This is a genomic window from Bacillus carboniphilus, assembly GCF_020524035.2.
Classification (GTDB): domain Bacteria; phylum Bacillota; class Bacilli; order Bacillales; family JAIVKR01; genus Bacillus_CC.
Map to the genome: position 1 here is coordinate 2,091,287 of NZ_CP129013.1, position 21,265 is coordinate 2,112,551.

Genomic DNA, 21,265 nt, shown 5'->3' on the forward strand with positions numbered 1-21,265 from the left:
AACGTTAAACGTTTTTACATTCTGATTGTAACATAAATGAAATAGGATTTTGTCATATATGATTAAAAAAAAAGATTTAATTTTAGGTCTATATTCCTATTTAATCCATTTGAAGTTTATTTTGAAAGATTTTATGTATATAACGATCCAAAAAAAACAATAAATCCTAATGTTATGAAAAATATTGGATTAGGAAACTCAAAGAGTATGCCTGTAATATAATCAAAACTATTCTCTATAAGTTTTCGATTTCTCATATCAAAGAACAAAACCACATGCCCAATAATAATCATTCCAAGCCCTATAAAAACCCCAATATGCATGTTCCTTCTCCTTTTACTCGAAAATAAATAACAATAAGGGTTTAAAGAAAATTATAGAAGTAAGACATATGCAAGGTTTAGCCAAAAACTGCCGATAGATTAATTTGCTCTCTTCTCTAGCAATGTTAAACTGAACTTGAGATATACCCACAAGAATACTTAATAGAAAAAGAGTATAAAAAAAATAGTGCATGAACTCTAAGAAAAATAAGACAATCCACATCAAAGTAAGAACATAAATAAAGAAAGTTAAACAAAAAATAGTTCTCCATTTATATCCTAATATCAATTTCATCTGGTCGATACTCATACTACACACACCTCCTCATTTCTATAATACCTTATTTATATGTGGAGTTTACTTGTCTCTATCGCAAAAATACGTTCCTGTTATAATAAAGAAAACACGCTATGAGGTGATCATGTGGAAAATTTACCTAAAGACCTTTCATTATATTTAGTAACAGATGAGAGAATGGACTTTACCCTTCAATTAAAAAAAATAGAAGAAGCGATTAAAGGTGGAGTCACGATGGTTCAGCTTCGGGAAAAGAAAATCGATGGAGGAGAGTTTTTAAAACGTGCCAAACAACTAAAAAAACTAACATCTTCCTACAACGTGCCCTTTGTCATAAATGATCGAATTGATATTGCCTTAGCAGTTGAGGCAGATGGCATTCATATTGGTCAAACGGATATTCCATTATCAGACGCAAAAAAAATGGTCCCAAAAACCATGTTCATTGGGGTCTCTGTTAAAACGATGGACCAAGCGAAAGAGGCGGAGCAAGAAGGAGCAGACTATGTAGGGATTGGTTCCGTTTTCCCAACAGAAACTAAAGAGGATGCAGAAAGAATTACATTAGATTTATTAGGGAATATTACCTCTTCTATTTCCATTCCAAGCGTCGCCATTGGTGGAATTAATCAAAATAATATTGAACAATTAACTAAATCTAAAATTGATGGAGTTGCTGTAGTTTCTAGTATTCTTTCAGCAAAAGACAGTAAAAAAGCGCTGAACAACTTTCAATATTTAAATAAGAATTTAAACGAGCTGTCACAACATTGACAGCTCGCTTTTTTCAAACTTGTAAATCTCTTCTTTTATAGAAAGTAAACGTAGCCGCTACTAAAATCATAATGATAACTGCAGATATTGTGAGGTAAATCCCTTCTAACCCCCCCACCGTACATTACTTGTTTCGCTTCAAAATATTTAAATGGAGTGACATATTTTAACCATGCGATGGAATCGTTTAACTCCTTTACAATCGATAACAAGAACATCACTAATAAAATGACAGCTGAGACCATCGCTGCTTTAGCCGGCTTTCGTATAATAGCGGCAACCGATGAGCCAATCAGTAGAAAGATTACTTGAACGATGAACAGTCCCAGCATAAAAAGAGAAATATCATTCCCTACAGGATCACTTTCACTAAAATAACGGACAACGAAGAAACTCGTTAAAAAAGTAATTAAGTTGATGACTACTACATTTATCAAAGCTGCCACTATTTTAAATACTATTACCTTATTTCTTGAAATAGGTTTGACAAATAGAAACTCAGCTGTTTGATCTCGCTCTTCTTTTGCAACGATATTTGCCCCGAACATCGTCGCATGGGTGGTTGCCATAATCAGCAAGTAAAGCGTTAATACCCCGTAAAACCCTAAAGCTGTTGATAAATCAAACGTCCCTGTACCCATAATGGCTTGGAGTGTCTCTGGCATGGTTTGAAAAAATTCATTCACGGATTGATCAGATGAAGAAAAAGCCGAGAATTTACTCATTCCTGCTACAATCATGAACACAAAACCAACACTCCATATAATAAGGGATTTAAGATCCGCTCTTAATTCCTTTAAAATAATATTCATTTCCCTTTCCTCCTTTCTTTATATTCGGATGTCTTTTTTCTTAAACAAGATAAAGCTAGAAATAAACGAAAGGATAACCACAATCAAACCTGTTATGATAAATGGCCATTCATAAGAAGTGTGTTCAATGATATGTGTAGAATCAAAATAACTAAATGGAGATAAAAACCGCTTCCAAATTTCTTCACCAGTTGCACTAATCATACTGATAATAAAAAAGGCAAAAACAGTTCCTAATGAGACCGCAATCACTGATTTTATTTTTGTAAGGATTGTAGATAAAAAGAAGCCAATCGATAAAAAGATGACTTGCATAAAAAGTAACGACAAAGATATCATTAAAAACGTTTTGACAGGCAAGTCATTTTCGGAAACAACAGTAGCAACAAACAGTGCAGACGTATAAAAAATAAGATTTGTTATCACGATGGATGTTAGTCCCGCTAGTACTTTCGCCAAGAGTACTTGTTTTCTTTTGACAGGTTTCGCAAACAAAAATTCAGCCGTTTTTTGTCTTGATTCATTTGAACCCATCGATACCCCTAAAATCATGGCTTGAATAGCGCCACATAAAAGAATATAAACAAACGTATAAGAATAGTAGCCAAGTATAGTACCAATTGATTCGATTTGAATGCCTAAGGCTAAACGAACCTCCTCAGGAAACCCTTCAAGTAACTTTGTGAACTCCTCTACCTCTTTTGCAATCGCAGGAAAAAACGATAAAAAAAGACTAATTAACAAAACGAAAGCAATTGACCAGCTAATCGTAAATTTCCGAATCATACGCCACTCATGAAGAAAGATATTCATCGTTATGCCTCCTTTTCATAGTAGTACATAAAGATTTCTTCTAAATCAGGCTCTTCTATCCAAATGTTAGTGACGTTTATTTCGGCAAATTTTCTTATGATCCGATTCATATCCCCTTTAAATAGGAAGCTAGTGATCTCCCCCTGAGTTTTGTAGTCGTTCACACCTTCCATTTGAAAGACTGTATCACTAATAGGATCTTTTGTTTCGAGTTTTACTTTTTTATAATTTTTCTCTTGTAGAGCATGCATTTCTTCAATCTTTACAATCTCACCTTCCTTAATAATCCCTACGCGATCACATAAACGCTGAACTTCACTTAAAACATGGGAGGAGAAAAAGATCGTTGCCCCTTTTTTATTTTCCTCTCTTAACAAGTCAAAAAAACGATGCTGAACTAAAGGGTCTAATCCACTGGTTGGTTCATCAAGAATGATTAACTTTGGTTCATGAAGAAGCGCTTGGACAATCCCGACCTTTTTACGATTCCCAAAAGATAAATCGTTTATTTTCTTAGATAAATCTAAATCCATAAGGTTCGCCAGTTCATCAATTCTTTTACTACAGTCTTTTTTATAAAAACTAGCTGCATATTTTAGCAAGTTTCCCACTTTCATATTGTCGTAATAAAATACCTCTGATGGTAAATAGCCAATGTCTTTTGCAATTTCAGGCGCAAACTTTTTGCAATCTTTGCCGAAGATTTTGGCTCCGCCACTCGTTGGATAAATGAGTGATAAAATGGTGCGAATGAATGTCGATTTTCCCGCCCCATTAGGACCAATAAAACCAAAAATTTCTCCTTGTTTGACTTGAAGACTTACATTTAAAATCCCTCTTGATTTGCCATACATCTTTGTTAGTTGATTCACTTCTACTACGTTCATGTCCCTCTCCCCCTTATGATTTATAAAAGGTCTTCCTTAAAATCGCAATGTATTCATCCATCTCCTGCAATACTTTTTCTGAATCAATCTGTTCAACCGATTGTGAACGAATCTTTTCTTGAAAGTTAAATGAATATCCTTCAAACATCCATTGAATCAGCTCCACTGTTTTCATTGGATCAATCTCTTCCTTAAATAATGAAAAATCAATGTTGGAAAAAAGCTCTTGATATCTTTTTTGTAATGCCTCTTTTTCCTTTTCTTTAATCTCTTTTTTGACCTCTGGAGATGTCTCTAAACCCACTTGTTTTAGGAAATTCACCATATCAGGGTAAACTTTAAAAAGATCAAATTTAAGGACGGCTATTTGTTGATAAATATTAAATATATCTGTTTCCTTCCAATCCAGCTTTTCATACAGTTTCTCCACTAATATTTCCATTAAATGATCATACAGAAATAAATAGAGCTCCTTCTTGCTCTTAAAATAATGAAAAAGCAATCCTTTTGAAATCCCAGCCTCCTTGACAATTTTGTTCGTAGATGCATCATCATAGCCTTTTTGGGCAAACTCTTGAATGGCTGCATTCATGATTCGATCTTGTTTTTCTTGATCTAAGCTTAAAAATTTACTAATCATTTTCTACTCCTCCATTGACTTACCTGGTCAATATTATTTTACTCCTTCTTGACCATTGTGGTCAACTAAATTCAAAACAAAAAAGGACCTATTTTCAGATCCTTTTCGACATTCTTACATTCCGCATATACTAGTTGTATTTAATCTAATTGCAAGGGACTCCCCTCGTTTTGCACTTATGAGCTGGCAATCCTCATGGTTCGTCCCTCACATTGCGGGGTCTTTTCTATCCCTTTTTACGCAGGAGTCACGGGTTCCCTTGCGAAGAAAACAAAGTTAAATAGATAATTGCATAATATATTGCTCACCTATAGGTCCCATCTTTTTTCTTCCTTCATCAACAAAACCTACCGATAAATAAAGCTGTTGAGCGGCAAGATTTTTATGATTGACCGCCAAAATAATTTCATTACAGATAGTAAATTTTTTCTTAACAAAAGACTTCAATTGAAGCATGGCTTCTTTTGCATACCCTTTTCCTTGTTCAGACTGATTTATTGATAAAGCTGTTAATAGCATTGCTTTTTGATTATTAGTATATTCTTGTACACGTTGATGACTGTTTAAAAGGAAAAATCCCACAACGTCATCATCCTTCAAAATCACGATTGGATATTGTCCTTCTTTTAACTCGTTTAATCGATCGATAGGCAAAGAGGTAAACTTAAGTTGTTCTGGTGGTAAATGAAAGGTGAGTAATTGCTCTAAATACTTTTCGTTATATTGTTTTAGTTGAATAACCATATACATACCTCAGATTATCTATTTTGATGCCCATAGGGTGGACATTCTTACTTTATCAGGATTGACCATATAAAAGATTTTGTCAACTTGATTTCCTTTAATATTAAACGTCATAACAGATAATTCGTTAGATTCTTCCTTTATCATGAGTCCCTTCCTTTGATTAACGGATCCTACAGAAAGGTGAACTGAGTCTTTCTTCTTAATTAAAAAGTCTAATAGAGAAAATACGTTTACCTTCCCAATAATTGGTCGTAACGCAGCCACTTTTTTCCCTCCTCCATCCGCATAGTAAACAACATCGTCATGCAATAGACGGATCAATCGATTCAAATCTGCTTGTTGAAAAGCTTCGATGAAAGATAACACAACGGTATCATGATTAGCACGATCCGTAGTCTCTTCTACATTTTCTAATTTCATTTTGGCTCTACTTAATATTTTTCTACACGTTACTTCTTTTTTTTGAACAACACCTGCTATATAAGGATAATCGAAGACATACACTTCTCTTAAAATAAAAATTGCTCTCTCTATTGGGTTTAAATTTTCAAGCAAGTGAAGCAGGGCATAAGATAGGTCACTCTTAATGAGCACTTGATTTGATGGGTCTTCTTCAGTTATAACAGGTTCAGGTAACCACGGACCAACATAAATTTCTCTTTTCTTACTCGCTGATTTTAAGATGTCTAAGCATCTGTTTGCGACAAGCTTACAAAGAAAATTCTTCATGTTACTTTCATACTGTAAATCATGGGTTGTCAACCTTGTAAACACATCTTGAACGACATCTTCAGCATCACTAACAGAGCCCATCATTTGATAAGCTAAAGAATATAGGAGTGACTGATATTCCTCCCATAGTGAGGTAATTTTACTATTCTCCATAGATTTCACTCACTTATATTATTTTTTTACTAAGCTAGCTTCATTCCATGTATACTTTCTAAAACTCAAACCTAATTTTCCTGTTAGACACAAAGTCAGCCCCCACTTCTTGATCCAGATAAACCCTTCATCAGGTCCCAAACTTATACACCGTAGTTGTACAGGATACTGTTTATGATTAGGAGCATGGGGTTTATTAGAAAACGACTGTTTTAAAATTTTTGCCAATCTTTGTGCTTGTGGAATGGCCTCTTTACACGTCATTTCATCTTGATGGTTTGATTTTGGATCAACTACTTTTGCACAGTCACCAATAGCATAAATATTTTTCTCTACTAAATAATTTTCGTTTACAATTAACTGTCCTCTATTTGAAACTGGTAAACTTAGTTTTTGAATTAACGGATTTGGGCTGACACCTGTTGTGACCACACACATGCCCACATTATATGCCTTACCATTTTCAGAAAGGACTTGGTTATCATGGTAAGAATGAACTCTTGTTTTCGGAATGAACTTAATGTTACGTTCGTGCAATTTCTTTTCAAGTTTATCATTTACTTTTGCTGAAGCTTCTTCAAGTAGCTTTTCTTTGTTGCCAAATAAGAGCACTTCAAAAGAATGGCTTTTTAAATTTTCTTCCATGAAGTAAGCCATCTCTGCGGCTGTTTCAATACCAGAAATTCCTGATCCTACTACTGCCATACGCAACGGTGTTTTTTTCTTGTTTACTTGCGAAGAGGTTTGCTCAATTAAAGTCATTAGACGTTGTTTGATTTTGAGACCACTGTTTTGTATGCCTAAAGGAATCCCTAACTGATCTTCCGTTTTCATCACACTTCCAAGGGCAATAATTAAACGATCGTAAAAAATATGATCCTTAGAATCTTGATTTAACTTCTGAACCAAAACTTTTTTAGCCTTCTTATCAATCTCTATTACTTCTCCTTGAACATGCTCCATTCCTTTGGTTAAATAATGTTCAAACGGAATTGTGATTGATTCGTCACTTGTAATCGATTTGAATAACAACACTTTTCTAAGGTGATTATGGTTTTTATCAATTAAAGTAACCTTAACGCTCTCACCTAATTGACCTTTATATTCCTTTCCTAATGAATTCATAAGGTTAATTCCAGCATATCCTCCACCTAAAATAACGATATTTTTCATGTTCATCTCCTCCTCACCTTAAGAACGAACAATCATGTTGTTTTGTGACATGAAAACTTCATTTTTTTGGTGAGGAAGTTAAACTAACACTTTTTTCGTTTTATTTAATGCTAGGATAATAAGGGTAATCAATATAGTTTTGTACCTTTCTTACTACTTCTTCTCCTTTTATTAGTTGTAAGAAGTATAGCCCTAAATCAATCGATGTGGATACACCTCCACCAGTGATTACATCACCATCTCGTACAATTCGCTCCTCTACTACTTCCTCACATAATGGTACAAGCCAATTTAAATAATGAGGGTGAGTCGTTGCTTTTTTCCCTTGTAATAAACCTGCTGCTCCTAATAAGATCGAACCGGTACAAACGGAAATTTTATATGGAACTTCCTCTGCCGTCCTTAACCAACTTATAAATCCCTTATCTTTTGCATATTTCCTTGTTCCAGACCCTCCTGGAATAAAGATCGCATCAAATTGACTTAAATCTGGTTTCACCTTATCGACCGTTATTTTCAATCCAAATTCATCTTTAATCGATTCATTAAATGCACACACTTTCCAATTTACATCTTCACAAATTTGATCTTCTTTTAGCGCGGTAATGACATTATAAAAACCGAAAAAGTCCAACGCTGTTATCTCATCGTACAATATAAATCCAATGTTCATTTTTTTGCCTCCCGTGTTTCGTTTTTGCTCATAAAATTTTGCAAATGGCTTTTTACCTCTTCCCATTCATGATCGAGAATGTTATAAAAGACGGTATCTCGTATAAAACCATCATGAAGGATGCGCTGTTTACGAAGTACTCCTTCTTTCTTCGCCCCAATCCGTTCGATCGCCTGCTAGGATCTTCTATTTCTTCCGTCCGTTTTTAATTGAACACGGACCGCTCCCCACTCTTCAAAGGCATAGCGTAGTAAGAGAAACTTACACTGTGTATTCACTTTCGTTCGCCAAACAGAAGGATGGTGCCAAGTCCAGCCAATTTCTAAATGTTTATGTTCCTTAGATATATTTAAATATCGTGTACTACCTACTACCCTATTCTCCCTTTGATCATAAATGACAAACGGGAACTCCAATCCTGCTCTTCTCTCCTCTAATGCTTCCTTAACTAGTTTTCTCATATCCTCTTTTTCTTTTATATCCATTGGCATGTAAGCCCATATATCTTCATGGCTAGCTTCCCATAAGGAATCTACATGCTCCTCTGTCATGGGCACTAATAAAACTTGATTTAATTCTAGTCTTTTTATATCCATAAATTAGATCTCCTTTCTAATTACTGATAGGTTACTAAATTCATTGATATACTAGAAGGACCAATTCTAAGTATTTTCAGATTCTTGAAACAAAGAAGGTAAAATGGGTGTACATTGACGGCCAAATGTTTTATGCTTTTATTAACGATTGATCGTTCAATCATTTTATTTAAGGAGATTATTAGCATGCCTATATCCGAAAACCAGCGCTTAAAAATGATACAGAAGCGAAAAAGAATTCTCGATGAATCGATTGATCTTTTCGCTGAGCATGGATATGACGGAACCACAATCAAAATGATTGCCGAAAAAGCAGAGGTTAGTTTTGGAAGTGTCTTTACCTATTTCGAAACAAAAGAACAACTCTTTCATGCAACTGTTATAGATTCGTTGGACGCGTATTCCGAAATCATACTCGATTTTAATCCAAACCCAGAAAATGTCCTACAGGAGATCGAAAATATGATCAATAACCAAATAAAGATCTTTTCTGAGTTCAGTACATATTTATTGCTTGTTGTTTATGTGGTTGGTCATCACCATCGTTTTCCCGAAACATTTAATGAATTAGATCAATTTCACGATAAACTAAGGGGAAAATTATCCGAACTTATAAAAAACGGACAAAAGATGGGGCAATTATTTAAGCTCGATCCCATGTATGTTGCCAGCTGTTATACTAGCCTTTTGATGGGTTTACGCCTAAATTTTATTGATGAACCAGAAAGTGAAATGTGGAAGGAAATTGTACCTTATGCCATGCAACTATTTGGACCGAAGAAAGTGTAACATTCGGTCTTTACTTAAATTTTAAAAACGATTGATTAATCAATCGTTTTAAGAGGTGTAACAAGCTATGACGTTTACTAATTTTCATTCATCCATCCGAATTAGACTCATTATGATGTTTTTTACGACCATGGCAACGATGTCGGTTCTTCCCTATTTAATGATCTTTTTTTCCACTAAACTAGGAACTAACGTAACAGGAATCATGTTTTTATGTGTTATTTTTTCTATCGTTATTGGATCGATAGCAGGAGGTTTCTTCTCTGATAAGTATGGAAGGAAGAAGATAGTCCTTCTAGGCGAGAGCTTTGTTTTCATTGGTTTTGTTGCTGTCGCCATCTCTAACTCTCCATGGTTTGACCTCCCGTATGTATCTTTTATCTTATTAGTATTTATTCATCTTTTTACAGGGTTTGTTACTCCTGCCTATCAAGCGTTAATCATTGACGCAAGTAATATAGAAAACCGAAAAGCGATTTACACGACTTCTTATTGGTTAAACAGTCTAGCTACCGCAATTGGGGGTATGATTGGTGGTTTCTTATTTAAAGACTTTTATTTTTATCTATTTTTATTCGTTGCTTTTGTGACTCTCTGTTCTGTCATCATCACGTTTTTCTTTATAGAGGAAACCTTTCATATGAAGACAGTAACATCAATTAAACAGCCAATAACTCGAAACCAAAATGTTCAACCCATCTTTCAAATTATATCTAAAGATAAAGTATTCACTGCCTTTGCCATCGCTTCCCCTTTTGATTGCTTCAGTGGAAGAACAGTTAACCAATGTCATTGGAATACGATTAAATGATGTTTTTTCTCAACCGAAACCACTTGCTTCTTTTATTCCTATCAACATTGATGGAATGAATATGTTAGGCTTATTAAAAACAGAAAATACACTTATTGTCTTTTGTTTCACTTTCATTGTTTCTTTTATCTTGAGAAAATATAAGGAAAAACATGTTCTTATCATAGGATTGTTCCTTTATTTCATTGGATATACCATTATTAGCTTTAGCATTAACCCAATCATTTTAATGAGTGCCATGCTTTTCGCATCTTTTGGAGAGCTTATTTTAATTCCAATAAAACAAACCATTCTTGCTAACATTGTCCCCGATCATGCTCGAGGAACCTACATGGGCATCTATACCTTATTTACTTTTATAGGAGTAAGTACGGCTGGTATTTTTCTCATCCTTAGTCCTTGGATGCCACTGATCGCGCTCCCAATCGTATTTAGTTTCATGGCTATCTTGACCGTCATTCTCTTTAACTATGTATTGAGCCAATCGGGGAAAAACCAAAATCAAAGAACAAAGGAGGAAAGGAAAAAACTTTCGATTTGATGGATCAATTCTCACCATTAATCTAACTCCCTCACTTAAATCGGCAACAATACTTGCTCAATCTTTTCTCGGTGAGGTTCATATTGTGTGGGTAACTTCAAATCAATCTCCATGATTTCTTCCTCATAAGAAAACTTGGAAGGGTCTGAAGCAATCTCAAATAAGATTTCACTAAACTCCCTAAAATAAATAACACTATTTAATGTAATTACCTACCAGTTTTTATTTATTATTTTGATTTCAAGGTAATAATAATTTATAAAATTTCCCTCTTCAACAAAGAATGTAAAAATCTTAGAACTCACTAAACTATACGCTCATACTACCGATACATAAACTGATGCAAAAGGGGGATTACCATGATGTTGAACCTATTTAGTAATAAAAAAGAGCTTAAGCAGAAAAGCAAATCAAACGATAAAAAAGAAGAATCTTATAGCATTAATATCCAGCTCGCCCAGCTTCCTAGAAACCACCGTTATATAAGTGATTTACTTTTCGTAAACCATCATACAAAAGAATATTCTCTCATTCACCACTTCATTATCTCGCCATATGGCATCTTTTGCTTACAGACAAAGAACATCAACGGAACCATTAAAGGAAGAAAAGATGAAAAAATGTGGTCCCTTAACGAAAATGCTCAAATAGCAAATCCTTTTCAACACAATTTAAATGATATAGAAGGTTTAAAAGCGATTATCCAAGAAAAATATCATGATCATTTTATTTCGATGGTCTCATTTCCAAAACGAAGTTCTTTTCAGGTAGACATCCATTATAGAAAAATTTCATCAAACGAAATTATTGTCTATGATAAAGACGTATTGACCATAATAAATAAAAAAATACTTTCGCTTAAAGCTTTTTATAAAGAACCCATTATTCATTCGAACCAAATTGCAAACCTTTATAACACTTTTGTAAAAGAAAACATTACCGACATTGCGATTAGGAATGCTTATGGATGTTCAAGACACCTTCCATCCAATCAATCTTCGCAAACGACGTGCGAAATTTGTCGCAAGGAAGTTTCTGACCAAACGATTGCCACTTGTCTTGATAACCCAAAATTTAAAGGGAAGATCTATTGTAAAGAACATCAAAAATTAATACGTTGAGGTGCATAGTAATATAGATTTTCACTATGCACTCAAGCCTTTTTTTCATCACTGAATCGGTATAAATCGGACGTTCCATATTCCATCCTCATCTTTCACCATTCCAAAAGACATTGGATATACATGTTGCTTATTCTTCGCAAAATAAGAGATAACTCCATCATCCTCACTCGTTAACGTAAAAATTCCACTCTCAATTCCTTCAAATTGGTGCTGGGGAAATTCTTCATTGGGAAATTGAAGGTGCTCCTTTTTCGTCCATGCAACTTTATCCGGTTGATCTGTATATAAAGCATATTCTACCTCTCGATTGTTTTCTTTTAACGCATATACATATAGCTTAGCAATACTTATTGGAGGCAACTCTTTTAAGTAATCTTCTTCCAAATCATTTGAAAACTGATCATACACACGCTTTTCTTCTTCAGTTAGACCAAATTCCATTTCCTCATCTGATAGTTTTAAGAAATTATTCATTTTCCACCCTTCCTCATATATAAGTTCAAATAAAACTGTCTCTTCTTCTCCATCTATAGTTGGAACAACGTAAGTATAGTCATATATTATAATTTAATCTAATTGCTTCTTGACTCTCGCCCCCTTTTCTAATTAGTCGCCGAATCACTAAAAATGGTTTCAATTTTTTGAAGAACCTTCTCAACTTAAAATAAAGGTCTATTGCCCTAAATCATCTGACTAAACTTAGGACTCTTCTATTATTTTTTTATTTAATGATTGTGCATTTCTTTCAATTCATGCTTCATACATTTCAATAGCATCAATTGTAATAGGAAGATCTTTAAGGATATAGACCCATTTACTTATCGTATTTCCACTTGGTACCATAGATAGTTAATAGAAGTGTGTGTTCAAAAAGTAGGGGAAAAAGGACGCTGAAGAACGAGGCGGTGTAGCTTTGAGCACTCACAGTGTACGTTCTTGGTACATGAGGAGCGGAAAAGCAAACCAACAAAGTTATTCAACCGACATTTTTTTCAGGGCTTTTTGAACAACCTCTAGAATGTTATTTTGAGGTGAAGAATTTGTCCTATCTATCTTATCTACAATCAGAGCTTTCTGAAAAACAACAACACTTAATACGTTTAAAGAAAACTGTGACTCAGCTAGAACAAATACAAAATGAATTTCGTTATAACCAAAAGTTAATCGATGCCCCAGATCTCTCTTCTCAAACATGGAAAGGCAATCTTGCGAATCAATTTTTAAATATTCGAGATGAGTTAGTCGATTCCTATAATCAACTTTCTCAAACAGACCTTAATCATGCCATCGATGATATTGAAAATAAAATAGCAGATATTAAACGAAATATCCATTCTCTAGAGATAAAGATTGATCGCGAAAGAGAAAGAATTGAAATGGAGAGAAGAAAGGAACGATCAAATTGAGTAAGGAAATGAAGGTTCGTTACGGAGAAGTTGAACAAGCAATTTCATCCATTGACAAAACGCTACAATCAGTAGACTCAGCTTTAATAAAAGACATGGCAAGTGGAACCCAACTAGACCTAGTCAAAAAGTTAAATGAAATAAACCATCTACTAGAAGAAACTAGTTCAAACTTCAAAGATATCTTAACAGAACATAATCAACTCGTAAATAAAAGCTTGCAAGATTTAAAAGAGGCTGATGATCAAATTTCTTCTTCATTGAAGATGCGATAGGAGGGAGTTTTTTTATGAAAGTTTTGGATTCTCATTCCTTACATAATAGCATCGACCAAGTGCTATCGAAACTAGAAAATCAAATGACACAACTAAAAAAACTAGAATCCGTCATTACAGACTTTTCAAGCCTTGATGATAGTTTCAGCGGAAAAGCAGGTCAGTCCATTCGGTCTTTTTATCGTGATTGGCACGTTTCTTTTGTATCCTACTACTCTTATTGTCTTCAAGACTATAAAGACTTAATAACAAGATTATCCCAAGCAACTACATCGCTTGACGCTGATCCCAATGCCTTTATCCATCAAGGATTTCTAGACAATGACCTATCGAACGGTCTTAAACGTGCACAAGATATCACGTTTGATCTTGTTGATGAAGCAAACAATCATTTAAGCGGTATAAACGACATTGTTTATGTACGAAAGCTAAGCGATAATCAATTCCACAGTCACAAAAAAGCCGCAGATAAAAAAATTGACGAAACACTTGAGGACTTAACGAAATTCGATTCAAACCAGACAAAACAGTTTGATTCATTTATCCATGATATTCAACTCATGAACCAATCACTAACTGAACTAAGTGGTATGATGAAAAGTGGTAAGATAAATATTACTACCTATAAAAACACAGATCTAAAACATTCATTATCGTTTTTCCAATTACAAAAATCATTAAGTGAAAAACAATATTTTAATAGAGTTCTCTCACAGCTAACCATTCCAAGTGAATATGAAGGAATGGACCAACTATTGGCTTTAGGTTATCTATTCAATAATCAACTATACTCTAATGGAACAAACAAATCTCAGCAATCTTCTGGAGAGGGCATAAATGGGTTAGAATTTGGCGCGGAAATAGAAGATGGTTTTGGTTCTGATGGATTTGGGAATGTGAGTTTTAATTATATGAACGATAGAGTCTTAAATAAGGTATCTTTCCATAGTTCGGGTTCAATTACTTGTCAGTCAAAAGTTTTCACCTTTAAGAAGCCTTCAGATCCTCGTCAAAAAAAGGGTCTGATTGCTTCTTTTTCATTATTCGACTTATGCTTAAACGGCTCGTTTTACTTAAAAGCGAAAAAGTCGTTTTCCTTAAATAACAAGCAACCGTTGCTTCTGAAACAATGGGATTCGATTTCGTTCTTAAAAATCGAACAGGACTCTCGTTGATCTTGTTTGAAAAGGAAATAGACAACATTTGAAGCATCCCCATCGCGATACAACTACACATGACAAATCCCTCGATTGCTTTCAAAGCGGACAAGATGAGTTCTTTCTCTTTTTCATCCTCCATTTCTTCTAATGGATGAATCATTCCTTTTTTTGCATAGCGTCTCAGTTTAGGCATGGCTTTTGACCAAAATTGGTACCCAAATCCATTTATCACTTGTTTCAGCTCTCGAAACGTACATTCAATTTTGAACCTAAAACTGTATAATTCAATGATGTTAACGGGATCTAAATCGAGCTTCGTTGTAACAAGAATGGCTGTGTTTTCTCTATATATCACAAGGACTGTATATGGTAACTTAAAAATGGCCAACTTCATTTTTTTCTATTTGACATTTGATGTCGAAATTTGGTCTACATCTACAAAAAAGGGAATGCCAATGTGAGCAATCCCTATCAAACTTGTATTTGATTTATTCTTAAAACATAGTGTATCTGAACTCTAGAAATCCTCCTCATCATCTTCATACAGCAAATTCAAAAAGTCTGTAAATGTATCAGCTACATAAAAGACATTTTCTCTTGCCCTTTCTTCTGCTTGTTCTTCTGTTAAACCCTCTTCTTCCATCAGCATATCTTTTTCCCAAGCACCTTCATGTTCCCATGAATACTACTATTGGATTTTCTTCATGGTCTTTATAGTCAAAACAGATTAAGTTACCTGCTGGGTCATTAGCAAAAGGCACCATTTTCTTCGGAAGTAACTTGTTTATATCATGATAATTATTCACTATATCTGACGGACTATCAGGTTGATTTATCTTTAATAGCGTACCAAATACTCTCTCTATACCACTAACATCAAAACAATCCGCGACAGGGTTACCCCCTTGATTAACTTTTACACATTCTTTATAGTCCATTGGAAAAACAAAACCTATTTTTTCTTCAACACTATTAATTAATGTGATGTCAACTTCTCCATCTGTAAATTCCCATTTAACTTTACTCACCTAATATCATCTCCCCATAATTTATTTCCACCTCTTTTTTTCTATAAAGCCTTCTTAACTTGATATTCTATTTTGAAGAACTGTCAAACTTCACCTCTGTTTTTTCATCATACTGATTATAGCCTGCAGAAATCCACAAAGCTCCTTCAAACTCATCTTTTTTCCAGGTTGAAATAAAGCCTGACCAATCATTACTAGGATCCGTATCATCTAAAGCCGATTCTTCATGAACAACTTCCCATCCCATTTTAGGAAGCTCATTTAAATAGTAGTTATATATATCTTCCCATTTCTCTCCGTCTATGACGTACTCGTTTCTAGTCGGTTCCAACCCCTTATATAAAGGGATATCGCTATGATGTTCTGGAATAATAGACATTCCTTGATAGGGTTCATCTGTATTTCTTTGATAAATAAACAAACTTATTACAATTAAGACTAAAAGGCTAAAAAATGAAAAGACCCTTTTTTTATTCATTTTACCCTCCAATAAAACGATCATTAATATACTATTCTTCATTAAACTAACATTCTTTTTTGTTCACTTTTTCTATTTCTCTTTATCATATTTCTCTAAAAACTCATCCAAAATCACTTGATGACTCTTAACTATTTTTTCGGGTAACTCGTTAGGATATAAAAATTCACATTTATTAATTTCTGATTGATCAATTTTTATTTCTCCTTTATACTTGTCAGTCAAAAGTTTTCACCTTTAAGAAGCCTTCAGATCCTCGTCAAAAAAAGGGTCTGATTGCTTCTTTTTCATTATTCGACTTATGCATAAACGGCTCGTTTTACTAAAAAGCGAAAAAGTCGTCTTCCTTAAATAATAGGCAACGGTCGCTTCTGAGACAATAGGGTTGGACTTCGTTCGTAAAAATCGAACAGGACTCTCATTAATCTTAGTTGAAAAAGTAAGAGACAACATTTGAAGCATCCCCATGGCGATACAACTACACATGACAAATCCCTCGATTGCTTTCAAAGCGGACAAGATGAGTTCTTTCTCTTTTTCATCCTCCATTTCTTCTAATGGATGAATCATTCCTTTTTTTGCATAGCGTCTCAGTTTAGGCATGGCTTTTGACCAAAATTGATACCCAAATCCATTCATCACTTGTTTCAATTTCTCGAAACGTACATTCAATTTTGAACCTAAAACTGTACAATTCAATGATGTTAACGGGATTTAAATCGAGCTTCGTTGTAACAAGAATGGCTGTTTTTTCTCCATACATGACAAGGACGAATCGCAGTTCTTGATAAAGCTTTTGCCCCCATAATAAATTAAGGCAAAGGTAACGAACGGTCTCTTCTTTTCCATATAAACGGACGGTTGCTTCTACGAATTCACTCTTCCTTGATGTAAAGAGGTCTTGAAGTTTGATGGTCTCTCCTTTTTACGAGGACGACCTTTCCTTTATATTCACCGGGCTTTGTATAAGCCCTACAAGACTTCTTGGCTTTAGTCAAAAGGTGAAGCATCGTTTCTGATTTCTCTAACAGTTCTGCCCGTTTCATAAGAGCAAAAATGGATAAATAGTAGCCATCAAGCAGTACGAGCGATTCTCCCATACATTTTAGTCGCTTGAAACGCATCGTTTATGATTTGAACAATGTGAGAACCTTCACATTCATAATTGTTCTGTTTTTTTCTCCAATTTCGAATCATGTTGACACCGTCATGGAGCCTGATCGAAAGAGGAAGACAAAATAGTTTCTTAGAAGGATCGCCAATGAGAACACCTATCCCACCAAACATGTGCCCAAAGATAAACTCGGCTTTTGAGGAATTTTCTGATTCTTGATGTAACCTCTTCACACCAGGCATTTTTCGTGCTTCTTTCGATTGCTTCACGCCATCTCCTACCAAGATGGTGATGCCGTCTTTCTTATAGATGGGTGCCTTACGATAAACAAGCTTCGTCCATGTTTGAATAAGATCCTCTAACTTCCAAGCTTGGGACCTAAAAAAATGCATCATAGCAGGATAGGACTTGGGTGAGATCGAAAGCTCACGAATGATGGAGGTTAATCCTACTTGATCGGAACGTAACATCAATCCAATAATCATGACGACAAACCATTCATAGGTAGCTTGTCGTGTAAAACAGGTCCTAAATTCTGAAAGTTCTTTATCTATTCTTTTCCACATAATCACTATGGTCATTCGCTGTTGAGTTTGATACAATATCAAAGATAACTCTTCTCGGATGACATGTCTCCTTATTTTGTTTAGTCGCTTAATAGGTTAACATGAAATCAAGCAGAAGGGTTATTTTTTATGCAGAAAATTCTCTTTCTAAGGGATTGAGTCATCTTTATAAAATGGACTTTGTAAGGGACCCCAAGACTCCTGCGGAAAAACGGGCTAGTCAAGACCCCGCAATGTGAGGCACGAACGAGGAGGCTTGACAGGTCGTCCGCGGAAAGCGAGGGGAATCCCTTACCATTACATAAAAAACATCGAGTATGGGGAAAAAGCTTTGAAAAATTCCGGAGAACTTTTGACTCTCCAGTTCAATTATTGATACAGATAAAATGAATAATATTCCTGATTATTTAAGGCAACAAGTAATGTTTTTTGAAGGAAAAATAGATATACCTTATTCTTACAAATCTACTTTTAAATCGATAATATCTGGAGATAATATCGGGGCTAAAGGAGAAGCTGTTGTTTCAAAATCATCTTTTTCTGACGATCATTCTCCTTTATCACTTGATTATATTAGAGGACAAACTGAAGGAAAAGTAAACTATGAAAATTATACTTTAAGCGCTGGTGCTGCAGTAATAGCAACGAAAATTGAATTTAAAATCGAACCTCTAAATTTCTTTGGATTTGAACCATTGGAAGAATGGTTTGATATTGACTATGATCCTTTTGTAGGACTTGATTTATCTTTAGGGAGTATTGGTCTCGGAGCATCAGTTGGTGCTGAAAATAGTATTTATGCTGCATATGGAATTGGAATTGGAGTAAAATTCGGCGCGGAGAAAGATGAATAACCTTTGAAATATAGATAGAACTATTATTAATAAGAAAACAGGTGGTAAATATGGATGAATATAAAGAAAAATTCAAAAAATCGCTGCTTACTACGTTACTAATATATGCAATTTTAATGATTGTATTATTTACAATACTATTGTTAGTATTAATTATATGGCTCATTCCTCCAGAACAATTATTATCTGAGTTGGACGGTTTATTAATAATGGGAGGATTCGTGTATTCTACCTGCCTTATCGCCTTACTCATTCGGCATTATTTAAAACGAAAATGGGCACGTGAAGAACAATAAATAGTAATTAGACAAAGTATTTATAAAAAGGAGCATTTTTGTGATCGTAAGTAAAGAAACAATTCGTAAACTAATTAGTTTTGCGTTGTTATTTGAAGTCTTTCTTTTTTTTGTTCCTTGGACGATTGTTTTTATTGTTAGACTCGTAAGCGTTCCTAATAGTGAATTTTTAAGAGAGTTAAAGTCTATCAGTTTATTAGCCCTTATTATTTATGGATTTTGTGCCATATTATTAATCATTCGATTCTTTCTAGTTAAAAAATGGAGAAATGAAACGACTGAAGATCGTACATCACCACCACTAAAGAATATAGATGATGACAAAAGTAAAGATCTTAATCATAAAAAACTGATTAGCTTCGGGCTGTTATTTGCTTCTTCGTTTTTTGCCATAGGTGGCACGATATCTATTTTAACGACGGTATTATTTATGATACCTGATGAAGATGTTTCAACTCAAGGACCTGGCTTTGCGCTCGTTTTACTACTTGTATATATTTTTTGCGGTGCCGGTTTCTATCTAAGGTCAAAGCTAAATAAAAAATGGGGGATTACAAATGGAAAGCAGTACTGAAAAACTCTTGCCTATCGGAACGGTAGTCAAGGTTAAAAGTTTAAAGAAACCAGTGATGATTTATGGTCGATTCCAAATTCAGAAAAGAACAGAAAATGTATACGACTACTTGGCAGTTCCTTATCCAGAGGGAAATATTTCAGAAGAATTTAACGTTTTCTTTAATAGGAACTTGATTGAAGAAGTTCTCTATCTAGGCTTCCAATCTCCTCAAGAAGACGGAATGAATGAAAAAGTTGAAAAAGATCTGAAAGAGTATCGAGAGAAAGAAGAGAATACAATTGATTAAAAAGAATAGCTTACTTACTTTAATGCTCATATTAGTCCTTATTTTGGCAGGCTGTAGTCAAACAAATAAATCTGATTCAGACGTATCATCCAAAGATATAAAAACAGAGGAGAATTCACCGTCTGAAGAAGGTCATTCGGAAGTGGAAGTTTCTACAGAAAACGAACATATAGAAATAGAAGAAAGCGATTTAACTGAATATGATACGAATAAACTCCTACCCATTGGCACTGTCATTAAGGTCAAACAATTTACAAAACCAGTAATGATTTATGGACATAACCAAATCCAAACAAGCACAGGGAAAAGCTTCGATTACATCGCTGTTCCATATCCTGAAGGGAATATTTCTCCTGATTATAATATGTTTTTAAACCGGAATATGATTGAAGAAGTTCTCTATATTGGTTATATCACAGAGGAAGATAAAAAACTACGGGAAGAGGTCGAACTACAAATTAAAAACGGAAAATAGGGCTAACTATAGAAGAGCTAATTAAGATGATTCCTCTATTATACTATTGAATGGTAGAGAACACGCTCTGCTTAAAACTCTTTCTCTACAAGGGTGGAGGTGTTTCCTTTGGACATAATAACGAGTTTCCAAGACTATGTGAAAACCCTTATTTTAATCCTACTTGGCCTTAATTGGTTATCCATTCTATTATTCCTACTAGCTGAATGGCCAATGAAGAATTATTATGAAGGTGGAATTATTGAAAAACCACAGTCTATTCTAGATAGCATTACAAATTTTGTTTTCAATATATTATTAGGGAGTGGTTATATATTATACAAAAAGTTTCAAAAATATCATCTAATCAATAGGAAACTTTTTTTACTACTTTCTGCCTTTCTTTCAGGTGTTCTATATTTAGGCTTTTTTATAATTGCTACATATCCTTTTGATTTTATATCCGGTATTTTAGTGTAATTTAAAAGAGAAATTCTTTTATCGCAATCGATCATAAATCTAAACCTTTTAGGTGAATTAAAAATGAATGATGTAATTTACTTTATAAAAGTACTCGTTTCAATGTTTCTAATTATCCAATGGTTTTCTATCTTACTTTTTTTATTTTGTGAATGGTTTATGGTGGACTATTATTTGAACCGACGCGAGTTCTTTTTGTGGGGACTTGGCTTTTGTTTGTTTTTAAAATATTATAATCATAACTGGTTGCAAAGAAAATATTATCTCTGTGTCGCTACAGTCATTTATGGATTATTATTTTTAATCTTTTTCCAAATTGCTATGCTTCCTCTAGATCTACTTTACTACATACTCATGGGTGAACCTCATGTGTTTGAATAACCAAGATTAGTGATAGAAAAATGA

The 21,265-nt window shown here is 34.2% G+C and carries 31 protein-coding genes and 2 pseudogenes; 15 read left to right on the forward strand and 18 right to left on the reverse strand.

Features of this window, described 5'->3' with window-relative positions:
- Window positions 1–131: 131 nt before the first annotated feature.
- Window positions 132–323, reverse strand: a complete 192-nt coding sequence (locus LC087_RS10685; protein WP_226541151.1) for a hypothetical protein — start codon at window positions 321–323, stop codon at window positions 132–134.
- Between the two features lie 424 nt (window positions 324–747).
- Between LC087_RS10685 and thiE the strand changes: the two genes are divergently transcribed.
- Window positions 748–1,395 carry a thiamine phosphate synthase gene (gene thiE / locus LC087_RS10690; protein WP_306019555.1) on the forward strand — a complete coding sequence of 216 codons (648 nt, stop codon included), beginning with the start codon at window positions 748–750 and terminating at the stop codon, window positions 1,393–1,395.
- A 35-nt stretch (window positions 1,396–1,430) separates the two neighbouring features.
- Here the strand turns inward: thiE and LC087_RS10695 are convergent, their stop codons facing one another.
- The 9 genes from LC087_RS10695 to LC087_RS10735 all read right to left on the reverse strand — a co-directional run bounded on the left by LC087_RS10695 (window position 1,431) and on the right by LC087_RS10735 (window position 8,621).
- Complete coding sequence (locus tag LC087_RS10695; RefSeq protein ID WP_306019556.1) at window positions 1,431–2,207, reverse strand: ABC transporter permease subunit; 777 nt, start codon at window positions 2,205–2,207, stop codon at window positions 1,431–1,433.
- An 18-nt stretch (window positions 2,208–2,225) separates the two neighbouring features.
- Window positions 2,226–3,020, reverse strand: a complete 795-nt coding sequence (locus LC087_RS10700; protein ID WP_226541154.1) for an ABC transporter permease subunit — start codon at window positions 3,018–3,020, stop codon at window positions 2,226–2,228.
- Window positions 3,021–3,022: 2 nt separating this feature from the next.
- Complete coding sequence (locus tag LC087_RS10705; protein ID WP_226541155.1) at window positions 3,023–3,907, reverse strand: ABC transporter ATP-binding protein; 885 nt, start codon at window positions 3,905–3,907, stop codon at window positions 3,023–3,025.
- Between the two features lie 13 nt (window positions 3,908–3,920).
- On the reverse strand, window positions 3,921–4,547 hold the full coding sequence (locus tag LC087_RS10710) for a TetR/AcrR family transcriptional regulator (protein WP_226541157.1): 627 nt from the start codon (window positions 4,545–4,547) through the stop codon (window positions 3,921–3,923).
- 276 nt (window positions 4,548–4,823) lie between these two features.
- Window positions 4,824–5,291 (reverse strand): GNAT family N-acetyltransferase, encoded by a 468-nt coding sequence (locus tag LC087_RS10715; RefSeq protein WP_371932586.1) that lies wholly within the window; start codon window positions 5,289–5,291, stop codon window positions 4,824–4,826.
- 18 nt (window positions 5,292–5,309) lie between these two features.
- The gene (gene sigJ, locus LC087_RS10720; protein ID WP_226541161.1) at window positions 5,310–6,179 is read right to left on the reverse strand and encodes an RNA polymerase sigma factor SigJ; all 870 of its coding nucleotides are present in this window, start codon (window positions 6,177–6,179) and stop codon (window positions 5,310–5,312) included.
- 18 nt (window positions 6,180–6,197) lie between these two features.
- Complete coding sequence (locus LC087_RS10725) at window positions 6,198–7,352, reverse strand: NAD(P)/FAD-dependent oxidoreductase (RefSeq protein WP_226541163.1); 1,155 nt, start codon at window positions 7,350–7,352, stop codon at window positions 6,198–6,200.
- 100 nt (window positions 7,353–7,452) lie between these two features.
- On the reverse strand, window positions 7,453–8,025 hold the full coding sequence (locus LC087_RS10730) for a DJ-1/PfpI family protein (RefSeq protein ID WP_226541165.1): 573 nt from the start codon (window positions 8,023–8,025) through the stop codon (window positions 7,453–7,455).
- Window positions 8,026–8,201: 176 nt separating this feature from the next.
- Window positions 8,202–8,621 (reverse strand): GNAT family N-acetyltransferase, encoded by a 420-nt coding sequence (locus LC087_RS10735; RefSeq protein WP_226541167.1) that lies wholly within the window; start codon window positions 8,619–8,621, stop codon window positions 8,202–8,204.
- A gap of 114 nt (window positions 8,622–8,735) precedes the next feature.
- Here LC087_RS10735 and LC087_RS10740 point away from each other — a divergent pair, with 114 nt between their 5' ends.
- The 3 genes from LC087_RS10740 (at window position 8,736) to LC087_RS10750 (ending at window position 10,762) form a co-directional block, all read left to right on the forward strand.
- Window positions 8,736–9,410, forward strand: coding sequence for a TetR/AcrR family transcriptional regulator (locus LC087_RS10740; RefSeq protein WP_226541169.1), 675 nt, complete (start codon window positions 8,736–8,738; stop codon window positions 9,408–9,410).
- A 67-nt stretch (window positions 9,411–9,477) separates the two neighbouring features.
- A complete protein-coding gene (locus LC087_RS10745; RefSeq protein ID WP_306019557.1) occupies window positions 9,478–10,221 on the forward strand; it encodes an MFS transporter in 744 nt (247 codons plus the stop codon).
- Complete coding sequence (locus LC087_RS10750) at window positions 10,178–10,762, forward strand: MFS transporter (RefSeq protein WP_306019558.1); 585 nt, start codon at window positions 10,178–10,180, stop codon at window positions 10,760–10,762. Before LC087_RS10745 ends, LC087_RS10750 begins: the two co-directional genes overlap by 44 nt.
- A gap of 35 nt (window positions 10,763–10,797) precedes the next feature.
- Here LC087_RS10750 and LC087_RS10755 read toward each other — a convergent pair.
- Window positions 10,798–10,959: pseudogene (locus LC087_RS10755) on the reverse strand (ring-cleaving dioxygenase); the annotation flags it as partial.
- A 165-nt stretch (window positions 10,960–11,124) separates the two neighbouring features.
- On the opposite strand from LC087_RS10755, the gene LC087_RS10760 reads away from it, so the two are divergent.
- Window positions 11,125–11,883: a nuclease-related domain-containing protein gene (locus tag LC087_RS10760; RefSeq protein WP_226541173.1), complete on the forward strand. Its 759-nt coding sequence runs from the start codon at window positions 11,125–11,127 to the stop codon at window positions 11,881–11,883.
- 48 nt (window positions 11,884–11,931) lie between these two features.
- Here the strand turns inward: LC087_RS10760 and LC087_RS10765 are convergent, their stop codons facing one another.
- Entirely contained in the window at window positions 11,932–12,360 is a 429-nt protein-coding gene (locus tag LC087_RS10765; protein ID WP_226541175.1) for an RNA polymerase subunit sigma, read from the reverse strand.
- Between the two features lie 566 nt (window positions 12,361–12,926).
- Here LC087_RS10765 and LC087_RS10770 point away from each other — a divergent pair.
- Genes LC087_RS10770 through LC087_RS10780 form a run of 3 tightly spaced genes read left to right on the forward strand, consistent with a single transcriptional unit; the run spans window position 12,927 to window position 14,742 of the window.
- Entirely contained in the window at window positions 12,927–13,292 is a 366-nt protein-coding gene (locus tag LC087_RS10770; protein ID WP_226541178.1) for a YwqH-like family protein, read from the forward strand.
- Window positions 13,289–13,567 carry a DUF5344 family protein gene (locus tag LC087_RS10775; RefSeq protein ID WP_226541180.1) on the forward strand — a complete coding sequence of 93 codons (279 nt, stop codon included), beginning with the start codon at window positions 13,289–13,291 and terminating at the stop codon, window positions 13,565–13,567. The genes LC087_RS10770 and LC087_RS10775 overlap by 4 nt, the downstream gene beginning before the upstream one ends.
- A 14-nt stretch (window positions 13,568–13,581) precedes the next feature.
- On the forward strand, window positions 13,582–14,742 hold the full coding sequence (locus LC087_RS10780) for an LXG domain-containing protein (RefSeq protein WP_226541182.1): 1,161 nt from the start codon (window positions 13,582–13,584) through the stop codon (window positions 14,740–14,742).
- Between the two features lie 502 nt (window positions 14,743–15,244).
- Here the strand turns inward: LC087_RS10780 and LC087_RS10785 are convergent.
- From LC087_RS10785 to LC087_RS10810, 6 genes and pseudogenes are all read right to left on the reverse strand, one after another.
- Window positions 15,245–15,755: pseudogene (locus LC087_RS10785) on the reverse strand (SMI1/KNR4 family protein).
- A 67-nt stretch (window positions 15,756–15,822) separates the two neighbouring features.
- The gene (locus tag LC087_RS10790) at window positions 15,823–16,233 is read right to left on the reverse strand and encodes a hypothetical protein (RefSeq protein WP_226541184.1); all 411 of its coding nucleotides are present in this window, start codon (window positions 16,231–16,233) and stop codon (window positions 15,823–15,825) included.
- A gap of 72 nt (window positions 16,234–16,305) precedes the next feature.
- Window positions 16,306–16,458, reverse strand: a complete 153-nt coding sequence (locus LC087_RS10795; protein WP_306019559.1) for an NUDIX hydrolase — start codon at window positions 16,456–16,458, stop codon at window positions 16,306–16,308.
- Between the two features lie 12 nt (window positions 16,459–16,470).
- Entirely contained in the window at window positions 16,471–16,905 is a 435-nt protein-coding gene (locus LC087_RS10800; protein WP_306019560.1) for a hypothetical protein, read from the reverse strand.
- A gap of 203 nt (window positions 16,906–17,108) precedes the next feature.
- On the reverse strand, window positions 17,109–17,333 hold the full coding sequence (locus tag LC087_RS10805; RefSeq protein ID WP_306020881.1) for a hypothetical protein: 225 nt from the start codon (window positions 17,331–17,333) through the stop codon (window positions 17,109–17,111).
- Window positions 17,308–17,955, reverse strand: a complete 648-nt coding sequence (locus LC087_RS10810) for a transposase (protein WP_306019561.1) — start codon at window positions 17,953–17,955, stop codon at window positions 17,308–17,310. Before LC087_RS10810 ends, LC087_RS10805 begins: the two co-directional genes overlap by 26 nt.
- A 344-nt stretch (window positions 17,956–18,299) precedes the next feature.
- On the opposite strand from LC087_RS10810, the gene LC087_RS10815 reads away from it, so the two are divergent.
- The 7 genes from LC087_RS10815 to LC087_RS10845 all read left to right on the forward strand — a co-directional run bounded on the left by LC087_RS10815 (window position 18,300) and on the right by LC087_RS10845 (window position 21,241).
- Window positions 18,300–18,767 (forward strand): hypothetical protein, encoded by a 468-nt coding sequence (locus tag LC087_RS10815; RefSeq protein WP_226543393.1) that lies wholly within the window; start codon window positions 18,300–18,302, stop codon window positions 18,765–18,767.
- A gap of 50 nt (window positions 18,768–18,817) precedes the next feature.
- Window positions 18,818–19,063 carry a hypothetical protein gene (locus LC087_RS10820; RefSeq protein WP_226543391.1) on the forward strand — a complete coding sequence of 82 codons (246 nt, stop codon included), beginning with the start codon at window positions 18,818–18,820 and terminating at the stop codon, window positions 19,061–19,063.
- Between the two features lie 40 nt (window positions 19,064–19,103).
- A complete protein-coding gene (locus tag LC087_RS10825) occupies window positions 19,104–19,637 on the forward strand; it encodes a hypothetical protein (protein ID WP_226543389.1) in 534 nt (177 codons plus the stop codon).
- Window positions 19,621–19,926: a DUF4176 domain-containing protein gene (locus tag LC087_RS10830; RefSeq protein ID WP_226543386.1), complete on the forward strand. Its 306-nt coding sequence runs from the start codon at window positions 19,621–19,623 to the stop codon at window positions 19,924–19,926. The genes LC087_RS10825 and LC087_RS10830 overlap by 17 nt, the downstream gene beginning before the upstream one ends.
- The gene (locus LC087_RS10835) at window positions 19,919–20,401 is read left to right on the forward strand and encodes a DUF4176 domain-containing protein (protein ID WP_226543384.1); all 483 of its coding nucleotides are present in this window, start codon (window positions 19,919–19,921) and stop codon (window positions 20,399–20,401) included. Before LC087_RS10830 ends, LC087_RS10835 begins: the two co-directional genes overlap by 8 nt.
- A 108-nt stretch (window positions 20,402–20,509) precedes the next feature.
- Window positions 20,510–20,860: a hypothetical protein gene (locus tag LC087_RS10840; RefSeq protein WP_226543382.1), complete on the forward strand. Its 351-nt coding sequence runs from the start codon at window positions 20,510–20,512 to the stop codon at window positions 20,858–20,860.
- Between the two features lie 63 nt (window positions 20,861–20,923).
- Window positions 20,924–21,241, forward strand: a complete 318-nt coding sequence (locus tag LC087_RS10845; RefSeq protein WP_226543380.1) for a hypothetical protein — start codon at window positions 20,924–20,926, stop codon at window positions 21,239–21,241.
- Window positions 21,242–21,265: the final 24 nt, after the last annotated feature.